General features: G+C 42.3%; 24 protein-coding genes. 8 read left to right on the top strand and 16 right to left on the bottom strand.

What is annotated here, in order from left to right; all coding sequences use genetic code 11:
* Position 1: 1 nt before the first annotated feature.
* The 5 genes from treC to MHH41_RS03795 form a co-directional block, all read right to left on the bottom strand.
* Positions 2-1,702 carry an alpha,alpha-phosphotrehalase gene (treC, locus tag MHH41_RS03815; protein WP_340865715.1) on the bottom strand — a complete coding sequence of 567 codons (1,701 nt, stop codon included), beginning with the start codon at positions 1,700-1,702 and terminating at the stop codon, positions 2-4.
* Positions 1,703-1,717: 15 nt separating this feature from the next.
* On the bottom strand, positions 1,718-3,154 hold the full coding sequence (gene treP, locus MHH41_RS03810; RefSeq protein ID WP_050944797.1) for a PTS system trehalose-specific EIIBC component: 1,437 nt from the start codon (positions 3,152-3,154) through the stop codon (positions 1,718-1,720).
* 164 nt (positions 3,155-3,318) lie between these two features.
* The gene (locus tag MHH41_RS03805) at positions 3,319-3,705 is read right to left on the bottom strand and encodes a DnaJ family domain-containing protein (protein WP_340865714.1); all 387 of its coding nucleotides are present in this window, start codon (positions 3,703-3,705) and stop codon (positions 3,319-3,321) included.
* Between the two features lie 131 nt (positions 3,706-3,836).
* Positions 3,837-5,561 (bottom strand): methyl-accepting chemotaxis protein, encoded by a 1,725-nt coding sequence (locus MHH41_RS03800; RefSeq protein ID WP_106033230.1) that lies wholly within the window; start codon positions 5,559-5,561, stop codon positions 3,837-3,839.
* A gap of 31 nt (positions 5,562-5,592) precedes the next feature.
* The gene (locus MHH41_RS03795; protein ID WP_050944800.1) at positions 5,593-7,251 is read right to left on the bottom strand and encodes a pyridoxal phosphate-dependent decarboxylase family protein; all 1,659 of its coding nucleotides are present in this window, start codon (positions 7,249-7,251) and stop codon (positions 5,593-5,595) included.
* A 579-nt stretch (positions 7,252-7,830) separates the two neighbouring features.
* Here MHH41_RS03795 and MHH41_RS03790 point away from each other — a divergent pair.
* Together MHH41_RS03790 and MHH41_RS03785 are read left to right on the top strand one after the other, a co-directional pair.
* A complete protein-coding gene (locus MHH41_RS03790) occupies positions 7,831-9,813 on the top strand; it encodes an LTA synthase family protein (protein ID WP_050944801.1) in 1,983 nt (660 codons plus the stop codon).
* Positions 9,814-9,913: 100 nt separating this feature from the next.
* Positions 9,914-10,501, top strand: coding sequence for a YjgB family protein (locus MHH41_RS03785; protein WP_050944802.1), 588 nt, complete (start codon positions 9,914-9,916; stop codon positions 10,499-10,501).
* A gap of 45 nt (positions 10,502-10,546) precedes the next feature.
* Here the strand turns inward: MHH41_RS03785 and MHH41_RS03780 are convergent, their stop codons facing one another.
* Entirely contained in the window at positions 10,547-11,050 is a 504-nt protein-coding gene (locus tag MHH41_RS03780) for a DoxX family protein (RefSeq protein WP_003214123.1), read from the bottom strand.
* Between the two features lie 194 nt (positions 11,051-11,244).
* Here MHH41_RS03780 and MHH41_RS03775 point away from each other — a divergent pair, with 194 nt between their 5' ends.
* A complete protein-coding gene (locus MHH41_RS03775) occupies positions 11,245-12,003 on the top strand; it encodes a DUF817 domain-containing protein (RefSeq protein WP_340865712.1) in 759 nt (252 codons plus the stop codon).
* 18 nt (positions 12,004-12,021) lie between these two features.
* Here MHH41_RS03775 and nagE read toward each other — a convergent pair whose 3' ends face one another.
* A complete protein-coding gene (gene nagE, locus MHH41_RS03770) occupies positions 12,022-13,386 on the bottom strand; it encodes an N-acetylglucosamine-specific PTS transporter subunit IIBC (RefSeq protein WP_050944804.1) in 1,365 nt (454 codons plus the stop codon).
* A 187-nt stretch (positions 13,387-13,573) separates the two neighbouring features.
* Between nagE and map the strand changes: the two genes are divergently transcribed.
* The 3 genes from map to MHH41_RS03755 all read left to right on the top strand — a co-directional run bounded on the left by map (position 13,574) and on the right by MHH41_RS03755 (position 14,881).
* The gene (map, locus tag MHH41_RS03765) at positions 13,574-14,323 is read left to right on the top strand and encodes a type I methionyl aminopeptidase (RefSeq protein ID WP_003213886.1); all 750 of its coding nucleotides are present in this window, start codon (positions 13,574-13,576) and stop codon (positions 14,321-14,323) included.
* 124 nt (positions 14,324-14,447) lie between these two features.
* Positions 14,448-14,609 carry a hypothetical protein gene (locus MHH41_RS03760; protein WP_003214360.1) on the top strand — a complete coding sequence of 54 codons (162 nt, stop codon included), beginning with the start codon at positions 14,448-14,450 and terminating at the stop codon, positions 14,607-14,609.
* A gap of 134 nt (positions 14,610-14,743) precedes the next feature.
* The gene (locus MHH41_RS03755; RefSeq protein WP_003214303.1) at positions 14,744-14,881 is read left to right on the top strand and encodes a YflJ family protein; all 138 of its coding nucleotides are present in this window, start codon (positions 14,744-14,746) and stop codon (positions 14,879-14,881) included.
* A 42-nt stretch (positions 14,882-14,923) separates the two neighbouring features.
* On the opposite strand, the gene MHH41_RS03750 is transcribed toward MHH41_RS03755, so the two are convergent.
* Entirely contained in the window at positions 14,924-15,574 is a 651-nt protein-coding gene (locus tag MHH41_RS03750; RefSeq protein ID WP_003214182.1) for an MOSC domain-containing protein, read from the bottom strand.
* Between the two features lie 122 nt (positions 15,575-15,696).
* On the opposite strand from MHH41_RS03750, the gene MHH41_RS03745 reads away from it, so the two are divergent.
* Positions 15,697-15,969, top strand: coding sequence for an acylphosphatase (locus MHH41_RS03745; RefSeq protein ID WP_050944813.1), 273 nt, complete (start codon positions 15,697-15,699; stop codon positions 15,967-15,969).
* Between the two features lie 28 nt (positions 15,970-15,997).
* On the opposite strand, the gene MHH41_RS03740 is transcribed toward MHH41_RS03745, so the two are convergent.
* Both MHH41_RS03740 and MHH41_RS03735 read right to left on the bottom strand, forming a co-directional pair.
* Positions 15,998-17,104: a nitric oxide synthase oxygenase gene (locus MHH41_RS03740; RefSeq protein WP_212046545.1), complete on the bottom strand. Its 1,107-nt coding sequence runs from the start codon at positions 17,102-17,104 to the stop codon at positions 15,998-16,000.
* 104 nt (positions 17,105-17,208) lie between these two features.
* Positions 17,209-17,766, bottom strand: coding sequence for a PadR family transcriptional regulator (locus MHH41_RS03735; protein ID WP_003214496.1), 558 nt, complete (start codon positions 17,764-17,766; stop codon positions 17,209-17,211).
* 112 nt (positions 17,767-17,878) lie between these two features.
* On the opposite strand from MHH41_RS03735, the gene MHH41_RS03730 reads away from it, so the two are divergent.
* Complete coding sequence (locus MHH41_RS03730) at positions 17,879-18,364, top strand: phenolic acid decarboxylase (protein WP_025206914.1); 486 nt, start codon at positions 17,879-17,881, stop codon at positions 18,362-18,364.
* A 72-nt stretch (positions 18,365-18,436) separates the two neighbouring features.
* Here the strand turns inward: MHH41_RS03730 and MHH41_RS03725 are convergent, their stop codons facing one another.
* The 6 genes from MHH41_RS03725 to MHH41_RS18790 form a co-directional block, all read right to left on the bottom strand.
* The gene (locus MHH41_RS03725; protein WP_340865709.1) at positions 18,437-20,068 is read right to left on the bottom strand and encodes a M14 family metallopeptidase; all 1,632 of its coding nucleotides are present in this window, start codon (positions 20,066-20,068) and stop codon (positions 18,437-18,439) included.
* Positions 20,069-20,247: 179 nt separating this feature from the next.
* Entirely contained in the window at positions 20,248-21,546 is a 1,299-nt protein-coding gene (locus tag MHH41_RS03720; RefSeq protein ID WP_050944809.1) for a citrate:proton symporter, read from the bottom strand.
* 191 nt (positions 21,547-21,737) lie between these two features.
* The gene (locus tag MHH41_RS03715; RefSeq protein WP_322000632.1) at positions 21,738-22,718 is read right to left on the bottom strand and encodes a tripartite tricarboxylate transporter substrate-binding protein; all 981 of its coding nucleotides are present in this window, start codon (positions 22,716-22,718) and stop codon (positions 21,738-21,740) included.
* A 3-nt stretch (positions 22,719-22,721) separates the two neighbouring features.
* Entirely contained in the window at positions 22,722-23,420 is a 699-nt protein-coding gene (locus MHH41_RS03710; RefSeq protein WP_226804763.1) for a response regulator, read from the bottom strand.
* Positions 23,421-23,423: 3 nt separating this feature from the next.
* A complete protein-coding gene (locus MHH41_RS03705; protein ID WP_340866662.1) occupies positions 23,424-25,019 on the bottom strand; it encodes a sensor histidine kinase in 1,596 nt (531 codons plus the stop codon).
* Positions 25,020-25,157: 138 nt separating this feature from the next.
* Positions 25,158-25,628: an exosporium glycoprotein BclB-related protein gene (locus tag MHH41_RS18790; protein WP_445661605.1), complete on the bottom strand. Its 471-nt coding sequence runs from the start codon at positions 25,626-25,628 to the stop codon at positions 25,158-25,160.
* Positions 25,629-26,069: the final 441 nt, after the last annotated feature.

The raw sequence follows: 26,069 nt of genomic DNA, 5'->3' as shown, positions 1-26,069 counted from the left end.
TCTAGCGTTTGGTTAAATGATAAACGATTGACTCGTATGGACGCAACGTAAATCCCTTCATATCTGCCGGTGCATCCTCATAATTGGATAACAGCACTTGCCCCTCCATCTCATCTACAGCCTGCATAAGCTCATCAGGAAGCGTAAAGTCCGTCTCTCCTGCATAAAAGTGATTGATCACAAGAAGCTTCTCCTCACCGCTTTCTCTCACATAAGCAAAAATCTTTGGATCTTCTGCTAAGAGTAAGGTGAAGCTTCCATATGTGATCACGTCAAGTTCTTTACGCAGCCTGCAAAGGGCTTGATAATGATAGAAAATAGACGACGGGTCCTTTAACGAAGCTTCGACCGAAATGTCGTTATTGGCTGGCTCAATCCAAGGTGTCCCTTTTGAAAAACCTGCATTCTTTTCTGAGGTCCACTGCATCGGTGTTCTCGCATTATCTCTTGACTTGACCTGTAAAATGGCGAGCGCTTCTTCCTTTGATTTCCCTTTTTCAAGCATTACTTCATACATATTGAGTGATTCGATATCGCGGTAAGACGAGATGTCCTCAAACTGAGGATTCTTCATGCCAATCTCTTCACCTTGATAAATATATGGAGTCCCTTGCATGAGATGAATAGTGGTCGCCAGCATCTTCGCTGATTGCTGATGGTACGTTTCATCATCACCGTATCTTGAGACGATACGCGGCTGATCATGATTGCACCAGAAGAGCGCATTCCAGCCGCCGCCCTCATGCATTTTCGTCTGCCACTCAGACAGAATCGACTTCAATTCCTGAAAATCAAATGGTGCGAGGGCCCATTTTTCTCCGTTTGGATAATCGACCTTTAAATGATGGAAATTAAACGTCATATCCAGCTCCTGCCGATCCGGTCTTGTATACCGAATGCAGTCTGCAATATTCGTTGAAGACATTTCTCCGACGGTCATGCTGTCATATTTCGAAAAAACCTCTTGGTTCATTTCGTGCAGAAATTCATGAATTCTTGGGCCATCCGTATAATACATCCGGCCGTCTCCTTGTACAGATTGTCCGGCGTCATCTAAGAAGCGTTGATCCTTTGAGATGTTGTTGATGACATCCAGCCTGAATCCATCAATTCCTTTTTCAAACCAAAAATGCATGATGTCATATACTTGCCTGCGCACCTCATCCTTTTCCCAATTGAGATCCGCTTGGGTGACATCATATAAATGAAGATAATATTCTCCCGTTTCTTCATCTAGCTCCCAGGCTGGACCGCCGAATTTTGACTGCCAATCATTCGGCGGTGATCCGTCCGCCTTGGGCTCCTTCCAAATATAATAATCTCGATAAGGATTATCCTTTGACTCGCGTGATGCTTGAAACCACTTATGGAAAATGGATGTATGATTGACGGCTAAATCCATGATGACTCGTATGCCTCGATCATGGGCTTCCTTCAGCATGTGTTCAAAATCTGCCATTGTACCGTACATGTCATGGATTTTTGTATAATCACTAATATCATAGCCGTTGTCATGCTGCGGGGACTCATACATTGGCGTGAGCCAAATACAATCCGCCCCAAGCTCTTTGATATAATCGAGCTTTTTTGTCACACCATTAATATCGCCTGTACCTGAGCCCGTTGTATCTAAAAAGCTCTTCGGATAAATTTGATAGACCACCGCTTTTTTCCACCACGGTTCGTTCGTTTGTTGTTTCAATTTCATCCACCACCACTAGTTAAGTTCTTGTGAAACATCTTTCTTCTTTTTCAGCTTTGCATACAAAAGGGTTCCGATGAATGGGACGATGAGGACAATGACCATCCCTATCGCAAATGCGCCCCAATATTTCGGGATAATAGAGAAGATTCCCGGAATGCCCCCAACACCAACTGAGCTTGCCAGCACCCCTTGAGAGGCGATAAACATACCAGCTAAACCAGAGCTAATGAGTGCGAAAATAAATGGGAATCGGTAGCGCAAGTTGACGCCAAACATCGCTGGTTCGGTAATTCCTAAGTAAGCAGAAATACTTGATGTGAGCGAGAGACCCTTTTGCTTTTCATCTTTCAAAACAAACATCATTGCAAGTGCGGCTGATCCTTGTGCAATATTAGACAGAGCGAGCATCGGCCATAGAAACGTGCCGTGCAGTTTTGAATTAATCAATTGAATATCAACAGCGAGGAACGTATGATGCATTCCAGTAATGACTAACGCCGCATACAAACCGCCGTATAATAGACCACCAAGTGCTGCGAACTGCTGGAATACAGCGACAAGTCCAGATGTTAACACGTTGCCGATTGCAAATGTAATAGGTCCAATGACGATAAAGGATAAAAAGCCAATAACTAATAACGTAATCGGTGCAACCACTAATAGCTGAATGCTTTCAGGTGTCCGTTTTGTGATAAACAATTCGAGCTTCGCTAGTAAATACGAGGCGACGAGTATCGGAAGAACCTGTCCTTGATACCCTACCTTTTGCACTTCAAGTCCAAACAAATTCCAGACTGGAATCTCACCGGACTTTTCAGCCGCTCCATAGCCCCACGCATTTAATAAATCTGGGTGTACGAGCATGAGTCCAAGGACCATCCCTAAAAGCGGATTTCCCCCAAACCGCTTCACGGCTGACCAGCCGATTAATGCGGGCAGGAATGTGAAGGCAGTGCCTGCAATCAAGTTGATCATATTCGCTAAATCAGCCCATGCCGGATACACATCGACTATCGATTTTTGATCAAAGAAAATATCAGGAGCTGTTAAAATATTATTAATCCCCATTAATAAACCGGCTGTGACGATGGCAGGAAGAATCGGAATAAAGATATCCGCAAGCGTTTTCACAGCGCGTTGCAATGGATTTAATTTTTGATCAGAGGCGCGCTTCACGTCCTCTTTTGAGGCTTCGCCAATCCCTGTCTGTTTCACCATTTCGGCATATACCCGATTGACGACCCCTTGGCCGATCACCACTTGGTATTGACCGTTCGCTGAGAAAGATCCCTTCACTTCTTCTATTTGTTCAAGTGCTTTCTCATCAACCTTTCCTTCATCCTTCAGCACAAAGCGCAGCCTTGTCACACAATGTGTCGCTTGATCAATATTTTCTTTGCCGCCGATGGCTTTCACAATCTGATCTGCTGCTGCCTGATAATCAGCCATGCTATCCCCTCCGAGATCGTTTTTTATAAGAAAAAAGAACCAAAAAACTTGTATATACATGTTTGATTCTTATTTTATATTTGTATATACATGTAGTCAATAACAAAATGTAGCGCTTTCATAAAAAAAGCCCCCTCAATGTGCTCAGGAGAGGCTGCGTGTCATCATCTTTTTTTATGCTCCGTTAATTTTTCGTAGACCCTGTTTTTATAAAAGGAGGAGGCTGGACGAGCAAAAGTTTGGCGCTTAGATGTGAGTTCATCCAGTCGTTTTTGTTTTTCTTCACATATGAGAGAAAGCTTTTTTCTTTCCTCTCCGTCTATACTGGAGTGAAGTAGGTCTTTGACGGTCATGAGTTCTTTTTTCAGTGCTGTTTCTTCCCCAGCAAAGCCAGCATTTTTCAACATCCGGTAGCCCATTCTTAGTTCTTCAGGCACATGAGCAGCGTCATCTTTAGGTAGAGGTTTGCCAAAGCCAGATAATCCTTCAAAAGCCCCGTTATCCATCGCTTTTTTGATCCGTTCTTCTGATAATCTCTGCGCAAAATCCATGGCGTTCTCCTTTCGTCTGAAACGATTTGATTAAGCATAGCAAAAAAGCTGACTCTCTCACAAGAGTCAGCATCAGCTACGCTGAACATAAGACAAAGGGCTAAAATCAAGATCATTTTAGCCCTTTCTCGTTATTTATTGTCGATTTTGAAAGTAGAAACCATATGTGCTAAGTCCTCTGACATATCAGAGAGCTGTTCAATCGCACTTGAAATTTGCTGCATGCCAGCACTTTGCTGTTCTGTTGCTGCCGCTACTTCTTGAGAGCTGGCTGCATGTTCTTCCGATACAACAGAAATTTGCTCAATCGATGTAGAAATCGTTTGATATGCTCGTTCTACTTGCTTAATAGAAGCAAGCAAATTGTTCGTTCTTGTTGCAAATTGAGACACACCGTCGTAAATCAAAGCGAAATTTTGTGACGTGCCTTCCATTTGTACGCGTCCCTCTTCCACTGCTTTACTGCTTTCCTCTACGCTTTCAAGAACGCGCTGACTGTTTTCCTGTGTGCCGATGACGAGGTCTGAAACAGTTTTAGCCGCATCCGCTGATTGCTCAGCTAACTTGCGCACCTCATCTGCCACAACAGCAAAGCCTTTTCCTTCTTCTCCAACACGTGCCGCTTCAATTGAAGCATTCAGTGCAAGCAGATTCGTTTGGGCCGAAATGTCTGTAATAATTGAGATGACACTTTCAATCTCCGTTGAATGAGATTGTAATTCTTCTGCTGCATGCTTTGAGTTGGTCATCTTGTCATGAAGCATATTCAGATGATCTAGCACATGGTTCACTAATGTTTGACCAGATTCTGACTGCTCTTGTACGTCAGATGAAACAGATTTCATTTCATCGACTTCTTTTGTGACGCCTTCGATTTGAGTATCGATCTCTGCAACGGATGTAGTACAATCCGTAATATTTGCGACAGAATCATTGATTCCTTCACTCATATTCGTCATAGCTTCTGATACTTGCTGCGCACTTTGACTTGATTCGGTCGTCACTGTACGAAGCTGTGAAGACATTTTTGACACTTCACTAGATGAGTGTGAGATTTTCGAAATAAGCTCTTTGATCCGCCCCTGCATCTTTTGGAAGGATGCGGCAAGCTGGCCGATCTCGTCTTTACTTTCAACCTCTACCATACCAGTTAAATCACCGTCAGCAATTCGGTTTGCTGATTCCATCAAGGAACGTGCTGGTTTCGCAATTCTTCTTCCCATAAAGAATGAGAAGAGTAATCCACCGATGAGCACAATGGCAGATGCCACTGTGATATAGATCATCAACTTCTGCGTTGTTTGAGGCACGACAGACGCATCTAAATCAATGCCTAAAATCCCTGTCAGCTCACCGCCTGAATCCTTGATTGGCAAAAAGACTGATTTATGTGTACCAAATGAATCTTTATAAATATCACTTTTGACCATTTTATCTTCAGAGAGCGCTTGTTTCATCTCATCTGAAAAAGCATAATCTTGATCAAAGTCATTTTCTTCACCGGTTAATATAATAATTCTTTCTTTGCCGCCTTTATTAGATAGCACGTATAAGTTCTCAAGCGTATGATCTTTTTGAAGCTCTGTGAATTTCTTTTTGACCTCCACATAAAGAGGGTCATCTTTCCCGCTAATACCAAGGACGTTCCCATCCAGATTATCGATCTCTTTCTTCGCTGTATCAACATCTGTTGTTAATCGATAATCAAATTGCTTTAATAACTGGGATGATAAATCCTGGCTGACTAGATAAAATGTTAGAACGAATAGTGCAACGGTTGCGAGTAATGTTACGACAACGACTGACATGATTTTAGAGGATATGGTGTATCCTCCAAATTTCCTTTGTTTCGCCATTTTTTCCTACATCTCCACTCTCAGATTTGATTTAAGCATGTACATGTTCAAATTGTCCACAAACAGATGCGATCACATCTTTTAAATAAGATACGATATGTGGGATATGCTCTGGTAACGTATAAGGTGAGATGACAAAAAACTTACTAACGCTTAGATAGAATTCTTGTCCTTCTTTTGCATTTACAAGTAAAAACTTCGTTGTATCCCCAAAGAACATTTCGTCTCTTTTTTCTCCAAGCTTTTCAAACAGCATTTTGTTCAATTCATTGTTCCGCTCAATTTCCATTGCCGTCGCTTCGCCTGAAATTTCTTCTTGAAAGCGCGGTGAGCCGTCTAGGTAAATTCTAAATAATGTAGCCATTCCGACATTGTCATCATTTACGACTTCTGCTTGCGGAATTTCTTGACTGAGTGCTTCTCTGAAGGCAAGGTTCACCTCTAAGAATTGACCGAGCAAGCGTTGGTAGCCTTCAACTCCAAACGTTAACAGCACACTCAGCATACTGATCGAGCTTCCCATTCTTGAGCATTCCAGCGTATAACCTGTATGGTATTCGCCGTAGCCTCTATGACCAACGTATGGTGTCTCTTGTTCTTCCAGATCTAAACGCTTTAGGTCTGCCGCGTTTTTCACTAAGAATAAACTAGATGTGTAAGGTGTTTGGCCGAGCTTTTGAAAGTCAAAGCACATCGTGTCAGCAAGAGAAAGATGCTGGAATTTCGCTTTGATTTCTTTTAGCATACGAAGAACACCGTCTGAGAATTGCAGCGGGTTTTCAGCTAGATCATACTCATTAAAGAAAGCAAAGAATCCACCGAGCGCTGAATCCGCATGAATATGCGGCACCTTTAGACCATACTCCTCAGCAATGGCTTCCGCTGTTTCACGTACCCCTTTTACATCATCAATTGCAATGGCATCTGTTGTTCCGGTTGTTGCGACAATATAAACGGGAATTCCGCCATTTTGTGCAACACGTTCCATTTGACAACGCAAATCTTCCATATCCATCGAATGATCTTTATTCGTTTTAATTCTGATCAAGTTGTCTGTGCCAAGTCCTGTTGCTTCCATTGACTTAAATAAGCTGTAATGTGCCGCATCAGAACAAAACGCATAAAGGTTTTGTGGAACACCTTTTCGCAGTGACTCCGGCGCAGCTTTTGCAATCGCTAAACGCAGTCCTGAGAAAATGGCTCCTTGACCTCCCCATGTTGTATATCCCCCGCTCACACTTGGATCATATCCGATGAGCTTAGACATCATTGAGACCACTCTGACCTCAGCTTCCGCTCCTGCTGGTCCATAAACATCCCATAGGTTGTTTCCATTTACCAGCATCGCCGTCAGCATGCCTAGAATTCCTGGTGTACTTGCCATTGGCAAAATGTTCGTGAAGAAATACTTTGTGTGGTAAGGATGGTTATGTAAAAGCTTCAGTAATTCTTCATTCACAAGTTCCGCTTGTTGGCCGTTCAACGGAATTTGACTTGTTTCAGTGAGCTTTTGGTAAAAATCCTCCTCGCGATTCTTTTCACCCTTTAGGTGTGCACGGTTCGGATCTTTCAGGTGATCGACCCCTGAAACAATCTGCTCCATCAATTTGATGAGTTCTTTACGCTCTGCTGCATTTCCGTCCTCACTCGGAAACCAGTTCTGAACGAGGTTGTTTGCTCGTACAGTCATATACTATCAATCCTTTCAATGGAAGATTTCCTGTCAAAGTCTATATCGACCCCATTTCAAAAGTTTATAGTCTCGAAATGTTCACTTAAGTATATTTAGATAATTTGTTCATTCATCAAAATAAATAAAACCCTTACAAAACACATAAAAACCATTATATTGATGAAACAAAAAAATATATCGATATATCTTATATTAGGAAATTTCATCCATATCCTTTCTCTTTTCTTCTTCTCATTTTTTTTACTTAACCTGCATAAACATTAAGAAACACTGGAAATACACTCTAAATCATCATTGTAGAAACCAAATTAATTCTTTAGACTCGTGCCTTTTTGCCTGTTTTATTGATATAGCAACTGGAAAACGGCTGAATTTTCTGTTAATAATAGGATGAATTTCATAAAAAGTTTTTCGAAGAGCGAATATTTTCGTTTTCCACCCTTTTATTGCGCGGACGAGCTGCTAGACACTCTTCGCCGGTTATCACTTTTCTATTTGATCATTTCATGGTATATTCTAATGGTTCGTTTTCTTTCGTTCCGCCTCTTCCGTGTATCGGAGAAAAGGAGTGTTTTTATGAAAACATTTATTCAAAAACGAGGCCTCGGCTTCTTTGTTATTGCAGTCATTTTACTGTGGCTCAAAACGTATTCAGCGTATTTAATTGAATTTAAACTTGGTATATCAAATGTGCTTCAGCATATTTTGCTTTTCGTGAATCCTATTAGCTCCAGCTTGTTCTTTCTTGGCTTTGCTTTATTGTTCAAGAAAAAATGGCAGCCTGCCGCTATCATTGTGATTCATTTTTTCATGTCTTTTTTACTATACGCAAACATCGTGTACTATCGATTCTTCAATGACTTTATCACGCTGCCTACCGTGATGCAGGCAGGAACGAATGGCGGACAATTAGGTGATAGTGCATTTTCACTCATGCGTTGGACTGATATGTTTTACTTTATGGATACCATCATTTTGATCGTACTCGCAGTCCGCATGAAAAAGAAGCAGCAAACAAGTACAGCTACTGTACCTGTTCAAAAGTCAAAATCGTTTAGACTCGTCCTTGTGTCCTCTGTTGTCATCTTTGTGATGAATTTAGTCGCTGCAGAGATTGATCGTCCAGAGCTTTTATCAAGATCATTTGACCGCAATTATTTAGTGAAATATTTAGGTGCTTATAACTTTACTGTGTTTGATGCCATTCAAAATGTGAAATCAAACAGCCAGCGCGCTCTGGCAAATTCAAATGACGTGACAGATGTAGAGAACTATTTAAAAGCGAACAGCGCTGATCCTAACCCGGCTTATTACGGGAAAGCGAAAGGCATGAACGTGATTACGATTTCTCTTGAATCTCTGCAAAACTTTGTCATTGATTACAAAGTAAACGGAAAAGAAGTAACGCCATTCCTTAATTCATTGGCACACAACAACAAAACGTTTTACTTTGATAACTTCTTCCATCAAACAGGACAAGGAAAGACGTCTGATGCTGAATTTATGATGGATACTGGGCTCTTCCCATTATCCCAAGGCTCTGTTTTTATTAACAAAGCGCAAAACACGTATCAAGCACTTCCTGGCATTTTGAAGAAGGATCAATACACGTCAGCAGAATTCCACGGCAATACAAAAACCTTCTGGAACCGTAATGAAATGTTTAAGTCGTTTGGATATGACAGATTTTACGATTCTGAGTATTACGATATGAACGAGCAAGATACGAAGAACTATGGGCTGAAAGACAAACCATTCTTCAAAGAATCTATGCCAATGCTTGAAAACTTGAAGCAGCCGTTTTATTCGAAATTTATTACGTTATCGAACCATTTCCCATTTGGAATGGATGAAGGGGATACCGATTTTGAACCTGGTGACTTCGGAGACTCTGTCGTCAATAACTATTTCCAATCGGCTCATTATTTAGATGAAGCGATTGAACAGTTCTTCAACGACCTGAAAAAGTCTGGACTCTATGACAATACAGTCGTCATTATGTACGGAGACCATTACGGCATTTCTGAAAACCACAATGAAGCGATGGAAAAAGTGACAGGACAAAAAATCGGAGATTATGAAAATGCGCAACTCATGCGCGTACCGCTCTTTATTCATGTACCAGGCGTAAAAGGCGGACAGATTCATAAATACTCTGGTGAAGTCGATGTCGCACCAACCCTTCTGCACCTGCTTGGTGATGATACGAAGAACTATTTAATGTCTGGTTCTGATATCTTATCAAAAAATTTCAAGGAGCTAGTGCCATTTAGAAATGGTGACTTCGTCTCTAAGGATTACACAAAAGTAGGCAATAACTATTACAGCAACAAAACAGGCGAGAAAATCGAGCCGACTGATAAGGCATCACAAGAAAATGAAACGGTGAAAAAGATGCTTGAGACATCTGATAAGATCGTCACCGAAGATTTACTCCGTTTCTACAAGCCTAAAGGCTTTACACCGATTGACCGCAATCAATATGACTATACAAAGAAAGTACAGGATGAAGAAGATTCCTCTTCCGCCAAAGATAAATCCGGCACTTCATCAAAATAACTTTCCTATTTTAAGAACCAGCCGATCCATGATCAGCTGGTTCTTTTTACGTTTGACCCCTATTGCACCGGGTATAGAAAGAAGAAGGAGGGATTTTATCATGAAGAAAACAACCGCTTTTGTCATGACTGCTTCACTCGCTACGTCCTGCCTCATTGGATTCAGTCCTGCAGTCTCAGCACACGCCATGACCAAAACAGCAGTCGAACAATCCGTTCCTCAAGGTCCGAAAACCGCACTAAACAACATTTATGAGCTGGCACATAAAGGACAAATGCCGTATTATGCAAAAGGTCTTAAAATTGGAGTTCAAACAAAGATGGATGTCCATCATAAACTAGGAAATCCATATCCAGAAACAGGTCAAAGCAGCTTTGATTTGTATCATGCTGAAATGGGGAATCCGGGATTTGCTTTTCATTATGATGCAAAAGGCAAAATTGACGAAATCCGTTATTTCGGTACAAATGTAGAAAAAGAAACGAATATCGGCGGAATGACCCCTTCCCTATTAAAGAAACAACTTGGACAAGCCAATTCGGTCAGCACCATCCCACAGACAAAAGAGAAAAAATACGTGTATCGTACTGGAGATTATGAGCTGGAATTTATCGCCGGCCATGACCCAGATATAAATCAGCAGAAGCTCACCGTCCTGCATATTAATCTGGTGAAAGCTGATTCCTAAATAAAAAAAGCATCCTGAGCAGAAGCTGAGGATGCTTTTTCTTTATTATGAAGCCACTTCTAAATGCGGCTTTCTTTTCATAGTTCGTTTCAAGACGGGACCTGCGACATAATCAAGTCCAAATTTGCCTGCATTTCCTTTCGCAGCCATGATGACGATGGCAATGAGCAGAAGAAGCGGGTTGACAGAGACGGTACCAGCTAGTAAGAAAGAGACATTCATCATGCTTCCGAAAAACGCTGCGGTTGTTGTGAATAATCCAACAATTAATCCTAGACCTACTAAAATTTCTCCCCACATGACCATGGCACTGAATAGTCCAGCATTCGGCAAAGCGACATTTTCTAAAAACCATACATAGAACGGATACACAAGGTTTCCATCTTTGACAACAGGTTCAGCTATCGCAAATTGTAAATATCCTGATGCATCGAATCCGCCTGTTAGTTTTCCTATACCAGATGTGAGCCAAGTCCAACCGATATAAAGTCTTGCTGCCAAAAGGATAACCGCTGCCCATACATTCGTTTGTAAGAATTTTGTAAACATGATGATGCCTCCCTTTAATTTATGTGAATTTTTTCACATTTTCTTTATGATCTTATTATACTATGTTAAAACTAATTTGTGATCTTTTTCACATGCGTATTCACAAATTGTTCATGAATATCTAGTTGAGGTAACTTTTCCCTTGCTAAATCCGTCTTAGTCATTTCAGACAATGAAAAGAGGTTTCATTTTGTATGAAAACATTATTCCAGTTTGCTTACTTACAGGCGATGTCGTGTCTATTCCCCGTCATGATCTTTGCAGCGCTTGCCCTATCAAAGATAGTGACGATTCCTTTTCTACACCGGTATGATTTCATTCTACTGCTTTGCCTTCTTGCCCAGATGCTCATGTTGACGCTTCGGCTGGAGACATTGAATGAATTGAAGGTGATCTGTCTATTTCACATAATAGGTATTGGCTTAGAATTGTATAAAGTTCATATGGGTTCTTGGTCCTATCCTGAAGAGGCTTATATGAAGGTATTTGGGGTTCCGCTCTATAGCGGGTTTATGTATGCGAGTGTAGCAAGCTATATTTATCAGGCACTGTCCCGGCTTCACGTGCAGGTCAGTTCATGGCCCCATCCGTTTCTTTCAATTGGGATTAGCTTGTGTATTTATCTCAATTTTTTTACGCATCACTGGCTCTATGATGTCAGGTGGTGGCTGACATTACTGCTTGTTGTCGTATTTCGAAAAACGTCCGTCTCGTTTCAGGTTGGCTCTTCTACCTTCCGAATGCCGCTTGTCGTCTCTTTCTTGCTGATTGGTTTCTTTATTTGGATTGCCGAAAATGTCACCACCTTTTTAGGGGCATGGCAATATCCAAATCAACAGCACGCTTGGTCTCTCGTCCATCTTGGGAAAATCAGTTCTTGGTTTTTACTTGTTGTGATCAGTATTGTGCTCGTCATCGAACAGCGCAAACAAAAAAACGTTCAGCCGATTTGACCTGGCTGAACGCTTTTTTTAATCTCGATCGACTTCCTTGCGAAGATCATCTGCGACAAATTCTACATTCGTTCCAATGATGATTTGTACGGAGGTTTTCCCTGAAGTCAGTACACCTTTGGCACCTGCTTTTTTCAATGTGCCTTCATTTAATAAATGTGTATCTTCTACTGTTAAACGCAGGCGGGTGGCACAATGATCAATGGCGGTGATATTGTCTTTGCCGCCAAGTCCCTCTAAAAGTATACTCGCACCTGCCGTCTTCGTATCATCGGCTGCAATATCTTCAATGTCCTCATCTTCTCTACCCGGTGTTTTGAGCTTTAACAGTTTAATGAGGAAATAGAAAACGACAAAGTACACAATGCCATAAAGCACCCCAACCCCAAGCAGCATGAGTGGTTTTTGTGCAATGCCAAAGCTTAAAACGTAATCAATTGCTCCTGCTGAAAAAGCGAAGCCGCTATGAATCCCGAGAATGTTCACAATAAAGAGCGAAAGACCCGTTAGTACAGCATGGACACCATATAGGAGTGGAGATAAAAACATAAATGAAAATTCAATTGGTTCAGTAATCCCTGTAATAAATGACGTAAGCGCCATACCAATCATCAGGCCAGCCGTTGCTTTTCGCTTTTCAGGCTTTGCGGTCACAATCATGGCTAAACATGCCGCTGGCAGACCGAACATCATCACTGGGAAGAAACCAGTCATAAAGACACCCGCGCTTGGATCTCCTTTAAAGAATCGCGCTAGATCTCCTGTTGCCCCGCTGAATTCCCCGAATTGAAACCAAAATAAGTTATTCAGCACATGATGAAGCCCTAATGGAATGAGCAAGCGGTTAAAGAAACCAAACAGCCCTGCACCCGTTGCACCAAGACTTAAAATCCATTCTCCTAAACCATTGATCCCGCTTTGAATCGGAGGCCATACAAATCCGAAAACGGCTGCTAATAAAATGGTGAAAAGTGCGGTCATAATCGGCACAAGCCGTCTTCCGCTAAAGAAACCTAAGTATTCGGGCAGCTTCGTATCCTTGAAGCGATTGTACACATAACCTGCCAATAGCCCGCATAAAATACCGCCCAATACCCCCATATTGTTCGTTGAATTAATCGACGTTGTACCAGCTGATAAAATAAAATAAGAGATTGCACCTGATAATGCCGCTGCCCCGTTACCATCCTTTGCAATGCCGATCGCTATCCCCATTGCAAAAATTAAAGCCAAGTTTGCAAAAATGGCATTTCCAGCCGCATGAATAAACGGGATATCGAATACATCCTCCCGCCCAATAGCCAAAATAATCCCTGCTGCTGGAAGTACAGCGATTGGAAGCATAAAAGATTTGCCTAGCTTTTGAAAAAACTGAAACACCATTTGCCTTCTCCCCCTTTGTCATCATCATGACTAAACGTCCATGATGCTCATAAAAAATATATCATATACACATCTAGTTATCTATACCAATTTGTCCACATTCATTTGAATTCCGCTCTTTACTCTTTTTGCGTAAAATGTGGTAAGCTATTGAATAGAATGAAGTTATAGAAAGCGGGAATGAACAGTGATTGTCAAACATGATCATGAGTTAGAAGCCTTAAAAAAAGTCGGCCGAATTGTCGCTTTGGCAAGAGAAGAAATGAAAAGCCAAGCGAAACCAGGCATGTCTACAAAAGAACTAGATTTGATTGGGAAAAAAATATTAGAAGAACATGGGGCGAATTCAGCACCCGAAAAGGAATATGACTTCCCTGGGACGACTTGTATCAGCGTGAACGATGAAGTTGCTCACGGTATTCCAAGTGAAAAAACCATTTTACAAGAGGGCGACCTCATCAATATTGATATCTCAGCAGAGCTGGACGGCTATTATTCCGATACCGGTATTTCATTCGTATTAGGTACAGGTGATGCTCGTCTTGAAGCATTATGCCAGTGTGCAGAGGATGCATTCCTTGAAGGATTAAAGCATGCAAAAGCCGGCAAAAGACAAAACCAAATTGGCCGTGCGGTCTACAATACAGCAAAAGAACAAGGATTTACTGTCATTAAAAATCTGACAGGACATGGTATTGGGAAAAATCTGCATGAAGCACCTAACCATATTTTGAACTATTATGATCCATTCGATAATGCTTTGTTTAAGAATGGCACCGTGATCGCCTTCGAACCTTTTATTTCAACAAATGCTGAATCGATTTATCAGGCTGATGACGGCTGGACCTTTAAAACACCAGATAAAAGCCTAGTCGCACAGATTGAACATACCATTGTCATCACAAAAGACGAACCGATTATATTAACGAAGCTATAAGCCAGCTGATCCCCTTCTTCATTGGAGGGGATCCTTTTCGTTTCCCTTTCACGAATCTGTCACGACTAAACAAAAATGCCTGTGGTAAAATAGGCAAAGATATGCGAAAGGGGTCTTATTTGATATGTGGTTCATCATCATCGGCGTTATCTTTTTGATTGAAAGTATTATCTTAACGGTTGTAGGTATTAAGAAAAAACAATCCATGATGACTTATCTTGGTATTGTCATCATGATTATGACGGTCGGCATGATCATCGTTACCCTCAACCCGCCAAATTCATAAATGATCATTTCCAGCATATACATGGATCATAGGAAGATAGAATCAGTTTTCATTTATTCATACCTGCACACTTTTCACGTCCTTTTTTGAGATGTTACAATGCAGGCAGTTTCAATTGAAAGGAGTTTTCTATCATGCATTATGGTAGCAAAGGCTGGTATGTCGAAGAATTAAAGAAGCTTGGTGTGACCAAGCATGAAGGAAGAAAGCTTCAAAGCTTAAAAACATATTTCCTTGCAAATCTTCTTGAGCAAAAGAAACCTAGCTCATAAGCGCTTAAAAGCCGTACATCTTATGCTAATGTACGGCTTTTTTTAAATGGGCTGAATTCGTTTTTCTAAAGACTTTCTCACGACATCTGCTAAGGCATCTACTTCAAGAACGGCTTTTAGCCTCTCTGGACTTGTTTGACGATATTTGACCTCGTTCACTTCATGGACTGTAATGTGATGAGGTGCTTTTTCTACTAATACAAGAGAAGCATCAGCAGGCACTAAGCCTTCTTTCAGCACCCGTAAATAAAAGCCGGTATACCCCGTTTGCTGTACTTCCTTTACAAGCTTCATGTTGCCATGCTTAAAAGATAGTTTCACACACGGCTGTCTTGGCTGGCTCACTTCAACAAGTGCTTCTCCAAGCTGAAATACATCGCCAATCCGCACTTCTGTTTCAACTAGTTGGTGCACGGTCACATTCTCACCGAAGGCAGCTTCCTGTAACGGAACCCCTAAAAACTGCTCAAAATAAGCATAATGATCGTATGGAAAGACGCAGACGGCTTTATCATATCCTCCATGATGAACCAAATCACCTTGACCATCTCCCTCAAAATTGACCTTACTCAAATAGACAGGCTCATGAATTCGCTTTTTGTTGATGGCTGTTTTGATTTCTTTTCCGTTTGCATAGGTCGTGATGGGTTGTCCTACTTGAATTCCTACTATGTCGTATCTCTTCTGTCCCACGATGACCATCTCCTTTGATTGTCTCATGGCTATTATTTTACATCGTTAGACAATGAAATCATAGTCGATGCGTGAAGGTCAGTTAGATGCTATGGTACGATGAGAAAAAAGGAGAGATGACATTGATTCATTATCATGCCATTGTCACAGGACGGGTGCAGGGAGTCGGTTTTCGCTATTTTGTACAAGGAGAAGCCGTCAATCGCGGGATGAAAGGCTGGGTACGCAACACAGATGAAGGGCATGTCGAGTTAAAGGTAGAGGGTGAGCAGCAGGAAGTGCTTGATTTCTTAAAGACTGTCCGGAAAGGAAGCCCTTTTTCAAAGGTCACAGATATGCAGATGGAGCCGCTCACTGAGTTCGCTCATTATCAGGATTTTCGCATCAAGGGATGAAGTTTTCATAAAAAAAACCTAGCTTTCGCTAGGCTTTTTCTGTTCCATGATAGGGCTTTTCCTGATAAAAATAATTCGGCTTCACAATGGTATTGTCGTAATGCTTGTGGAAGATGTGGGTAGCAGCTGGTGATACCGGTGGAATCAGCCAAGTCCAGTCCCCAGTCAGCTTACGGTCAGCCTTTTCTTCCTGCTTTTCGAACTGTTTGAATTGATGTGCTGCTGTATGGTGATCAACAATGGTCACCCCTGCTTCTCTGTAAGAATGAAGAACCGCCACATTCAACTCAACAATGGCTTTGTCCTTCCAAAGCGACGCATTCTTTGTTGTGTCCAGTCCTAAAATCGAAGCGACTTTTTTCAGCATATTGTAGCGATTTTCATCGGCTAGATTACGTGCGCCAATTTCTGTGCCCATATACCAGCCATTGAACGGCGCTGCATTGTAATGAATACCACCAATCTCCAATTTCATATCAGCAATAATCGGAACGGCGTACCATTTCAGTCCTAAATCACGAAATCCTTCATATTCAGGATGGGTAATCTCGACTTCTTGGATGATTTCTTTCGGAAGCTCATACAAAACTGGCCGTTGATCCTTTAGCTGAAACATGAGAGGCAGGATATCAAAATGCGTGCCTTCCCCCTTCCAGCCATGGGCTTCACACAACTTTGTTAATTCAAGAGAAGCCTCGTCGCCGATGTTGCCGTACTCCGTCTCATAGCCTGCATAACGAACGAGCTGATGATTATAAATGACGACTTCCTTTTGCGCATGATTTTCTGGAGGAAAGATCGTAATGGATGGTTTGATTTTCCCATCATTGGTCGCATACTCAATATGATGAAAGAGTGCCTCTTTCACCTCTTTTTCTGTCTTCACATGACGGCAGTCGTGAACATGCAGGGTTGACCAAAATAAACGGCCAATGCAGCGGTTGCTGTTGCGCCACGCCATTTTCGCTCCATGCGCCAATTCCTCTTGTGTGTGAGTATACGTCCCTTTAGAGTTAATTTCTTGTTTTATTTCATGCAGACGTGCTGCTTTCTCTTCATTTGACTTGCCCAATTCTTCATAGCATACAGAAATAAAAGCTTCTGCTTCATTCCACAACGCTTCTTGATTACTCAAACATACTCGCCTCACTTTAATACGAATATATCCATTGTAGCGGTTTCTATTTATAAATTCACTAGTTTCAAACCATTTTTTATCATATCATCCGACCATTGTCCTTAGAGCGAGGATGAATCAATCCGTTTAAGGGTTTGCTCGAGCCAGCGGACATAGCCTTTTTCTCTTTCAATTGCCCTTGTCAGCACTAAGTAATGCCCAAATTGCGCTGAATGAAGCGATTCAGCCCCAGGATCTTCCTCTGTTAACGCATGCAGCTTCTGCTTTAGCATGTCGACTTTCTTCGTGCGCTCTAGCAGTTGATGTGTAAACAGATCAGCTGCTTCTTTTTTGTCCATGGAGGAGATGAAAAATGTTTTGAGCATGAATTCATCCTTTGTTGTTTCTGGGATCGGGTCTTTTGTCCTTAACCACTGATGCAATGCTGCTTGCCCTGCCTCTGTAATTTGATAAACCTTCTTCTCCAGCTTCTTTCCTTGTATACGAACATCAAATTCAATAAACCCTTCTTCTGTGAGCCGTTTCAGCTCAGGGTAAATTTGGCTATGCTTCGCGCTCCAAAACTGTCCAAGGGAATCCTTAAAATGTTTGGTGATATCGTATCCAGTCAGCTCACACTGATCTAGTAAACCAAGAATGGCATATTTCAAAACTCTCATGATGTGCCTCCAACGCTTATTCTTTGACAATAGTATACCACAGACTTTAAAATAAACATGTAAATCACGACATGTTTGAAACAACATCATTCTAATGAAAGAAGGAATCAACATGGATCAATTCGTTGGACTTCATATGATTTATACGTATGAAAATGGCTGGGAATATGAGATTTACATTAAAAACGATCACACCATTGATTACCGCATTCATAGCGGAATGGTTGGAGGCCGCTGGGTCCGTGATCAAGAAGTGAATATTGTGAAGCTAACAAAAGGCGTTTACAAAGTTTCTTGGACAGAGCCAACTGGGACAGACGTCTCTCTGAACTTTATGCCTGAAGAAAAACGCATGCATGGCGTCATCTTCTTCCCAAAATGGGTGCATGAACGTCCAGATATCACAGTTTGCTATCAAAATGACTACATCGATCTCATGAAAGAATCTCGTGAAAAGTACGAAACATATCCGAAATATGTTGTTCCAGAATTTGCGGACATTACGTATATCCATCATGCAGGTGTAAATGACGAAACCATTATCGCCGAAGCACCATATGAAGGCTTGACTGATGAAATAAGAGCAGGACGAAAATAAAAAAGCAGCACGCACTGTGCCGCTTCTAGATTGTAGACAAAGGGCTAAAATGATGTTGATTTTAGCCCTTTTTTATTTAATGCCCAACGTCCTTTTAGATAGCAAGAACCGGTATACTGGCAGTTCATCGCCTACTTTTGAAGCAATAAATCCAGATGACATGTAGCTGTCTTTTGATTCTGGCTCAAGGGCAAGTGACAACAAATTCGTTTGCGGCTGCGCCGTGAAATATACCTTTGTCCCTTTTGGCAGCTGACGTTTCTTTTGGGTGAGTTCTGTTTCAAGCTGAATATCTGTTTTGCTTTTTTCATCTCGTTTTGTTACTTGATAGGCTTGTACCGGTACTTTTACACCGGCAGGCAATGTGACACTTTTTAACCCTAAGGTTTGAAGCTTCCGTTCTACCCCTTCATGTCCAGGTAAAACAAGATAAGCTGTCGGTCGCTCTCTCGACATGACAGGAGTAGCATCGCTCGCACTGTGAAAGCGTACAGGGACATTGATGGTCTGTCCTTTTTCAATATCTACCATTTCAAGCGAATCATCCACCGGCGCTTTGAAATCATCTTGAATGACCACTTGATCGTCATCATTCGATTGGAGACCTTTTTTCACCAGCTTCAAACGCTCCGTCACCATTTGCTGCTTCACCTGCTTTGCATGTTTCACCGTTGTTTCAATGATTTTTTCATGTGTGGTGACTTGTGCTGCGACGCGGCGGGTAAAGTCCTCTCTTCCAATGCCAATCCCTCTGCTTTCTACAAGAAAGGATAGTGCTGGGGAGAGTGCCAGAGCATTTCGACCAATTCGTGCATCCGTTCCGCCTTCATAGAGATCGATCTTTCCATCCTTTCCTCTTGTGCTTGTATAATATAAATCATTTGAAAATCCTTGATTTGTTAGCGTTTCACGGACGCCGTTCACGTATAATTCATTTGACGTGAGCCGGATGCTTTCTGGAATATTCAAGTTCTTCCCTGATAAGATCAGTAAATCGTGATATTTGAGGGCTCCCGCTGAGCCGATATCTTCAAACTGCTTTTGACCCACATCGTATTCATGGGCATCAATAACTACCTCTGGCGCATACCGATTAAATTCTTGATGCAAGGCTGTCAGCTCTGGAGATTCTAATGTCATATGATCACGGTTTCCATCCATTCCGTTTGCAAGCCTGCGGTCAAACGCATAAGCACCATCAGGATTGATTCTCGGGACAATGATGATATTGACATGATTGAGTATACGCTCTCCTTCTTCACCAGCTAATCGTTTTGCGATGACGAGTGCCGATTCACCGGAGGCTGGTTCATTTCCGTGTATTTGTGCTTGAAGCCAGATCGTTGGCTTTTTTGAAAGTGGAGAAATATGACGATCCTTTGTAAAGTAGAGGGCTGGAATGGACCGTCCTTCAATGGATGTTCCAATCTGCTTCTGCGTAGCGTAAGGACTTTTGCGGACAATATCACGTAAGAATTGTTGAAGCTCTTCTTGTGTGGTGAAGGCTTCTCCTTTTTTCTGAAATGCGGGGGTATCGAACGTCTCGTCAGGCTCAGGGTATAGCTTCTTCACTGAGGCTGGCTGTTCATAACTCTTTCCATAATAAGGGGTATCTGCATGAGCTGAAGCTGGGCTCACCATCGACAAACTTCCTGCTATGAGACATATAGCAGCAAAAAGAATCGTGCCTTTTCGGTTGGACATGCTATCCTCTCCCTTCGTTGATTTGCATTATAAAGAAAAAAACAGTAAAAGTGTCAGTATTTTTCAAAAATATATCTTTTGGAGGAACAAGAGTGTTTTTGTATAGGGCAAATGAATTGAGCTTGCTCGGTAATATGACCTAAAAAAAGTGCCTGCTCACTTAGCAGACACTCTTTTATTTACCAAATGGAAATGGCCCCAATGAGTACCGACATGACCGTCATGGCGACAACTGCAAGCACAGCCCATTTCATGCCAAACTTCTGATGCTGATCCAGTGATACCCCAACAAGTCCAACAAGTAAATGAGTGGATGGAACAAGTGGGCTTAACATATGAATCGGCTGGCCAATAATAGAGGCTCTCGCGATTTCAATTTTATCAACACCGTATGCTGCCGCTGTTTCTGATAGGATCGGCAGGACCCCATAAAAGTATGCATCATTCGGCATAAAGAACGTAAAGATTCCGCTCGTTAACGCCACAATGACTGGAATGAAGCCGCCAAGCTGCTCTGGAATGGCAGATACAATCGAAATCGCCATTTCATCGACCATTTTCGTGCCTGTTAAGATGCCTGTAAAAACCCCTGCCGCAAATATCATGGAAGCAATCGCTAAAACGTTGGTTGAATGAGCCGCAATCCGCTCACGCTGCTGTTCAAGGTTCGGATAGTTCACGATAATTGCCACACAGAAAGCAAGAACAAATAGAACCGTTAAGCTGACTTTTCCAGAGACAAGAAGGAGCACCAATAACAACGTAAGCGACAGGTTAAACCACCAAAGTTTCGGCCGCTTGATGTCGTCCTGTAGTGCCGCTGCCATTTCATTTGCATGAATCGGCTGTTCGAGCTCAATGACACCAAGACGCTTTCTTTCAGACTTCCCAAGAAAATATGCCACCACAATCATGCTCAAAACCCCTGCACCAATGACTGGAATCATCGGACCAAATAAAAGTGATGGATCAACGCCAAGTGCACTCGCCGCTCTAGGTGTGGCTCCTCCCCATGGAATTGTATTCATAATCCCCATGCCAACTCCGGCAATTCCCGCTAAAATAATCGGACGGATGCCAAGCAGCGTAAATAACGGAAGCATCGCTGTTGTTGTAATCATGTACGTTGTGGTTCCGTCACCATCAAGTGCAACAAGCATAGTCAGGACAGCTGTCCCGACAACAATTTTTAATGGATCGCCTTTGACGATTTTTAAAATTTTCGCCACCATCGGATCAAATAAACCTGCATCAATCATAATGCCAAAGTACAAAATCGCAAACATGATCATGACCGCCGTCGGTGCGACTTGCTGCACACCTTTGACAATCATGTCTGAAATTTCAGTAAAATGAAAACCTGCAATAAGAGCAAAAGCAATTGGTGTTAACACCAATGCCGTTAAAACAGACATACGTTTCGTCATAATCAAAACCATAAATACAACCATCATAAGAAATCCTAAGATTGCTAACACTTTGTTCACCCCTTATATTGTATACGCTTTCATTAAATGTTGGTATCCCATTTCCAACCCTTTCTGTCATGATATCTGACGCCTGAATTGAAGTAAATATTATGAATTTTAATTCTTTTTCGGTCGATAAATGCTTTTTGTTCATTTTGTTCAAACCTTGGTTTTGATGGATTCCATGAAAAAAAGCGGTCTCACTCGACCGCTTGTTCTCCTTGAATAAACTGCTCATATCGCCTTAATTGCTCTTCCATAAAGATCTTTGCCTCTTTGCTGTTCATATAACGACTTGTCCAGCCCTTTTGCTTTAATTGTTTTTTCCAGGACTTAGTCTGTGTCATTTTTTGAAGAAGCTGATCCCATTCACGAATCTCGTGCTGATTCATTTGTTTGGGTCCCATGACACCACGCCAATGAGAAAAGATGAGCGGGATTCCTTGCTCTTTCCAAGTAGGCACATCTTCAAATCCCTCTAAACGCTGATTGGTTGTGGTCGCTATGAGTTTTAGCCTCTTCTTTTCATAATCATGACGAACCTCTGTAATCGTTGTTGTTGCTGCATCCACCTCATGGTCAATGAGCGCCTGAAATAAATCATCTGCACTGTCAAATTTTAAAAATTGAATGCGGTATGGATCAATTCCTCCCATTTCTGCCGCTCGTGCGAATGAGATTTGATCATCATTTCCAAAGTCTGGGGCAAATCCAATTTTTAAGGAATCCGGTTTCTTCTTTAGTGTGTTTAATAGCTCCTTCCCATTTGAAAAGGGAGAATCCACTGGGACTGCGACGACCTGCCACTCTTCTGCCAAAATGGCGAGCGGTGTGACATCGTTCATTGTCATGTTACTGCTGCCAAGCAAATTACGGCTTAACAATAGGCTTGAATTTAAACTAATATAGTTGGTATCTCGCTCCAGCATATATGTCCATCCTTTATCCACCGTTCCGCCTCTTTGATAAAGGATATTCACCGGCCGCTTCACCAGCTTTTCCTTCTCGAGCACTGATTTCATCACTTGAGCTGTTTGGTCAAAGCCGCCGTCAGGGACACCAGACACCACGATATATAATGGGCTGTGCTGCAGGAAAGAGTCACCTCCCTTTTTTTCATTAAAGGTGAGCGGCATACAAAGACATATTATGATCACGACAAGGCATATTGCTTTTTTCATCTTTTAAGACTCCGCTTGCTTTTTGGCAGGATAATATTTTCGCTCTGGTCTGCCAATAATTCCGTACGCAAGCTCTGCCCGGCATTCTCCTGTTGTCACGAGATACTCAACATACCGTCTCGCTGTTGTACGTGATGCCCCCATCTTTTCTCCTAGTTCTTCTGCTGTAATTCCATTATTCTCTGATGCCATCAATGTTTTCACCTTGTCCAAAGTCAGCGAATTGATGCCTGTAGGCAGGTCTCTGTCATCCTGTTCCTTTGGCTCTTCCTGCATCTGTCCAAAAAACAAATCAATCATCGTTTGATTGACTTCATCCTTGGAATTGATGATGTCTTTCTTCTCTTTATATTCAGTTAAAACTTGCGCAAACTTTTGTGCGGTCACTGGTTTGATTAAATAATGAACCACTCCGTATTGAAGGGCATCTTTTAAAAGTGTCGTTTCCGTAGCCGCAGTGATAATAATCACATCTATTTCTGGATAGCGTTCTCTTAAAAGCGGCAACAAGTTTGTGCCGAGCTCATCGGGCATATACACATCAAGCAAGATGAGGTCGACTTGTTCCTTTTGAAGCGCCTCCCACATATCCTTTGCACTCTTTGCCTTTCCGGCGACTTGAAATCCTTCTATTTGTTGTATATAAGATGCATGAATGGCTGCGATTCGAAAATCATCCTCCGCAATGAGTACCTTCATCACCATTTATTCCCCCTTTGTGCCTTTCGGTATGTATGCAGTGAAGATGGCACCGCCTTCTTTTTGGTTCGTTATTTCAATCCAGCCCCCAAGTTCGTCCAATACTTCTTTGACATTGGCGAGTCCATAGCCTCGTCCTTCTCCCTTTGATGAATGTCCTCTTGTGAAAAGTTGTGAAATGGCTCCTTCATTGACACCATCCCCTGAATCAGACACCTCTATGATAATATCAAATCCAATATCTGTGATGAACAAGCTTACTTCTCTTTTCTCCTGATTCAATACAGCCTCAAACGCATTGTCTACGAGATTGCCGATGATGGTAATAAAGTGAGATAGACTTAAATGTGCTGGGAGCGGCTCCAATGAACTATTTTCATCGATGTGGAAATGTACCTTTTTCTCAGAGGCTTTCCCTAGCTTGCCAAGTAGGATGGCTTGTATTTTAGGAGATCGTATTTGCTTCATCAGTAAATCGTGCTGACGGTTTTGCAGCATATATTCTTCCTTTATTAAGTCAATGGCTTCATCCACTTGCTTCAGCTCAAGCAAACCTAAAATGGCGTACAGCTTATTTGAAAATTCGTGTGTTTGTGCTCTCAGGTCTTCTGAATATTGGCTGACCTCTGTTAATGTATCCAACAGCTTCGTCAGCTCTGTTTTCTCCCTGAAGCTCACAATCCCTCCAAAGACACGGTTGTCCTGCACCACTTTTTTCACATTTAAGACATAGGTTTTATCATTGACAACGGTTTCGATGTTCGGTTCAATTGTCTCTGCCTTTAAATAGAAAAGGAGGTTGGCTTTTGGCAAGACTTGATCAATATGAAGCCGCAGCTCGGATGAAACGCGCAGCATGTGTTCAGCAGATGTATTCATCATCGTAATCGCGCCTTTGCGGTCAAATGCAATAATCCCTTCTTTTATCGCAAGCAGCATCGCTTCTCTTTCTCGAAATAATGAAGCAATTTCATGCGGTTCAAGACCTAATGTATCTTTACGAATACTTCTTGTTAAAAAGATCGCTCCGAATATACCAGGCAGGAGGACAAGAAGAGCAATATAGCTAAGCTTGAATAGTTGATGGGCGGTCGCTTGATCGATTTCCTTTTTTAAAAATTCGACAGTGACTGTGCCAATAATTTCTTCATGCTTGCCTGTTTCTTTCATAATCGGGGCACTGCCTCTGACAACGGTTTCACCATTAGAATCACCCGATGATATGGAGGTTCCCCCAAAAAGCAGGGTACTTCTTCCTCTAAATACACTGATGGTTTTTCCTACATTCTCATGGTTCGTATGAAAAAGGATCTTCCCTTTTTGATTGGTAATGAAGATGGCATGTGCTCTAACTTGATCCTTCATTTGCTCAAGTACTACCTGTTCTTCATTTTTCGATGCAGATGTGGCCACCGATGTTTTAATGGGCGGCATATATGAGATTGTTCTAGCGGTTTGCACCGCCAGCTGTTCTGCTTGCCGCTGCCTTTCTGAGGTCTGCAAAAAACCAAAACAAATGGTCAATAACGCAATGACAACAAGCAAAAGCCCGATTATTAATCCCAAAATTTTCGTTTGTAAAGTGACTTTCCTTTTGCCCATCCTCACCGCCACAACCCCTAATCCAACTAAATTCATCGAATAAGCTCTAAGAAAATCATATCATTTTTTCTTGCGAAGTTAAGAGAAAATTCATTCAAACAAAAAAGGACGACTCAAATTGAGTCATCCCTGTTTCAATTACGTGATGGATAAGCCTGCACTCGCATAGCCTGCTACGGTGTTAATTAAAGATAAGCCTGTTGCAGTCGCAGAGAAAACAACCAGTAATCTTGTTTCTGCTGTAACTGGCACATTCAGACCAGTAGCGATGCCGTTTGAAATAGCACCTATCGATAAAATACCTGTTAAGTCTGGAGCCAATGTGACGCTCGCTACTTGAGTGAAGCTGTTATCTGGTGTCGGTGAAGCAAATAAGCTAGCTGTTACTGTAATATTCGTGCCGACTAAAGCTAATGCTGCCGTGGTACTAAAGTATCCGGCAAATGAAGTAATAGTACCATCTCTTGGTACAGAGAATGCCATATTTAAAAGCGTACCTGCTGCACCTGTTAAGTCGATGATACCACCAAGTATGCTAACGCCTGTTGCAGAGCTACCAAAGCCGACCAAACTAGATGTTCCAACAAGACCGCCTGCAATTGTAGTCAAGACAGCAGGGGTACCTGATGCAAATGGAATAATCGCACTCGATCCAGTTGCTCCGGTGACTCCAGTGGCTCCGGTATCTCCTGTTGCTCCCGTTACTCCAGTCGCTCCGGTGGCTCCAGTGACTCCAGTGGCGCCGGTATCTCCTGTTGCTCCCGTTACTCCGGTCGCTCCGGTGACTCCAGTGGCGCCGGTGTCTCCTGTTGCTCCCGTTACTCCGGTGGCGCCGGTATCTCCTGTTGCTCCCGTTACTCCAGTCGCTCCGGTGGCGCCGGTATCTCCTGTTGCTCCCGTTACTCCGGTGGCGCCGGTATCTCCTGTTGCTCCCGTTACTCCAGTCGCTCCGGTGGCGCCGGTATCTCCTGTTGCTCCCGTTACTCCAGTCGCTCCGGTGGCGCCGGTATCTCCTGTTGCTCCTGTGACTCCAGTGGCTCCGGTATCTCC

It is taken from the genome of Bacillus sp. FSL K6-1145 (assembly GCF_038003425.1).
Lineage (GTDB): Bacteria > Bacillota > Bacilli > Bacillales > Bacillaceae > Bacillus > Bacillus pumilus.
This window is presented reverse-complemented; position numbering and strand designations above follow the sequence as displayed.

What these genes read in the sequence shown, in the direction of transcription:
- MHH41_RS03705 (WP_340866662.1), bottom strand. Translation starts at nt 25,019, where the DNA reads ATGGGCAAAAGGAAAGTCACTTTACAAACGAAAATTTTGGGATTAATA.
- MHH41_RS03730 (WP_025206914.1), top strand. Translation starts at nt 17,879, where the DNA reads ATGGATCAATTCGTTGGACTTCATATGATTTATACGTATGAAAATGGC.
- treP (WP_050944797.1), bottom strand. Translation starts at nt 3,154, where the DNA reads ATGGCTGATTATCAGGCAGCAGCAGATCAGATTGTGAAAGCCATCGGC.
- MHH41_RS03805 (WP_340865714.1), bottom strand. Translation starts at nt 3,705, where the DNA reads ATGGATTTTGCGCAGAGATTATCAGAAGAACGGATCAAAAAAGCGATG.
- MHH41_RS03795 (WP_050944800.1), bottom strand. Translation starts at nt 7,251, where the DNA reads ATGACTGTACGAGCAAACAACCTCGTTCAGAACTGGTTTCCGAGTGAG.
- MHH41_RS03760 (WP_003214360.1), top strand. Translation starts at nt 14,448, where the DNA reads ATGTGGTTCATCATCATCGGCGTTATCTTTTTGATTGAAAGTATTATC.
- MHH41_RS03790 (WP_050944801.1), top strand. Translation starts at nt 7,831, where the DNA reads ATGAAAACATTTATTCAAAAACGAGGCCTCGGCTTCTTTGTTATTGCA.
- MHH41_RS03715 (WP_322000632.1), bottom strand. Translation starts at nt 22,718, where the DNA reads ATGAAAAAAGCAATATGCCTTGTCGTGATCATAATATGTCTTTGTATG.
- MHH41_RS03775 (WP_340865712.1), top strand. Translation starts at nt 11,245, where the DNA reads ATGAAAACATTATTCCAGTTTGCTTACTTACAGGCGATGTCGTGTCTA.
- MHH41_RS03785 (WP_050944802.1), top strand. Translation starts at nt 9,914, where the DNA reads ATGAAGAAAACAACCGCTTTTGTCATGACTGCTTCACTCGCTACGTCC.
- MHH41_RS03725 (WP_340865709.1), bottom strand. Translation starts at nt 20,068, where the DNA reads ATGTCCAACCGAAAAGGCACGATTCTTTTTGCTGCTATATGTCTCATA.
- nagE (WP_050944804.1), bottom strand. Translation starts at nt 13,386, where the DNA reads ATGGTGTTTCAGTTTTTTCAAAAGCTAGGCAAATCTTTTATGCTTCCA.
- MHH41_RS03800 (WP_106033230.1), bottom strand. Translation starts at nt 5,561, where the DNA reads ATGGCGAAACAAAGGAAATTTGGAGGATACACCATATCCTCTAAAATC.
- MHH41_RS03755 (WP_003214303.1), top strand. Translation starts at nt 14,744, where the DNA reads ATGCATTATGGTAGCAAAGGCTGGTATGTCGAAGAATTAAAGAAGCTT.
- MHH41_RS03735 (WP_003214496.1), bottom strand. Translation starts at nt 17,766, where the DNA reads ATGAGAGTTTTGAAATATGCCATTCTTGGTTTACTAGATCAGTGTGAG.
- MHH41_RS03780 (WP_003214123.1), bottom strand. Translation starts at nt 11,050, where the DNA reads ATGTTTACAAAATTCTTACAAACGAATGTATGGGCAGCGGTTATCCTT.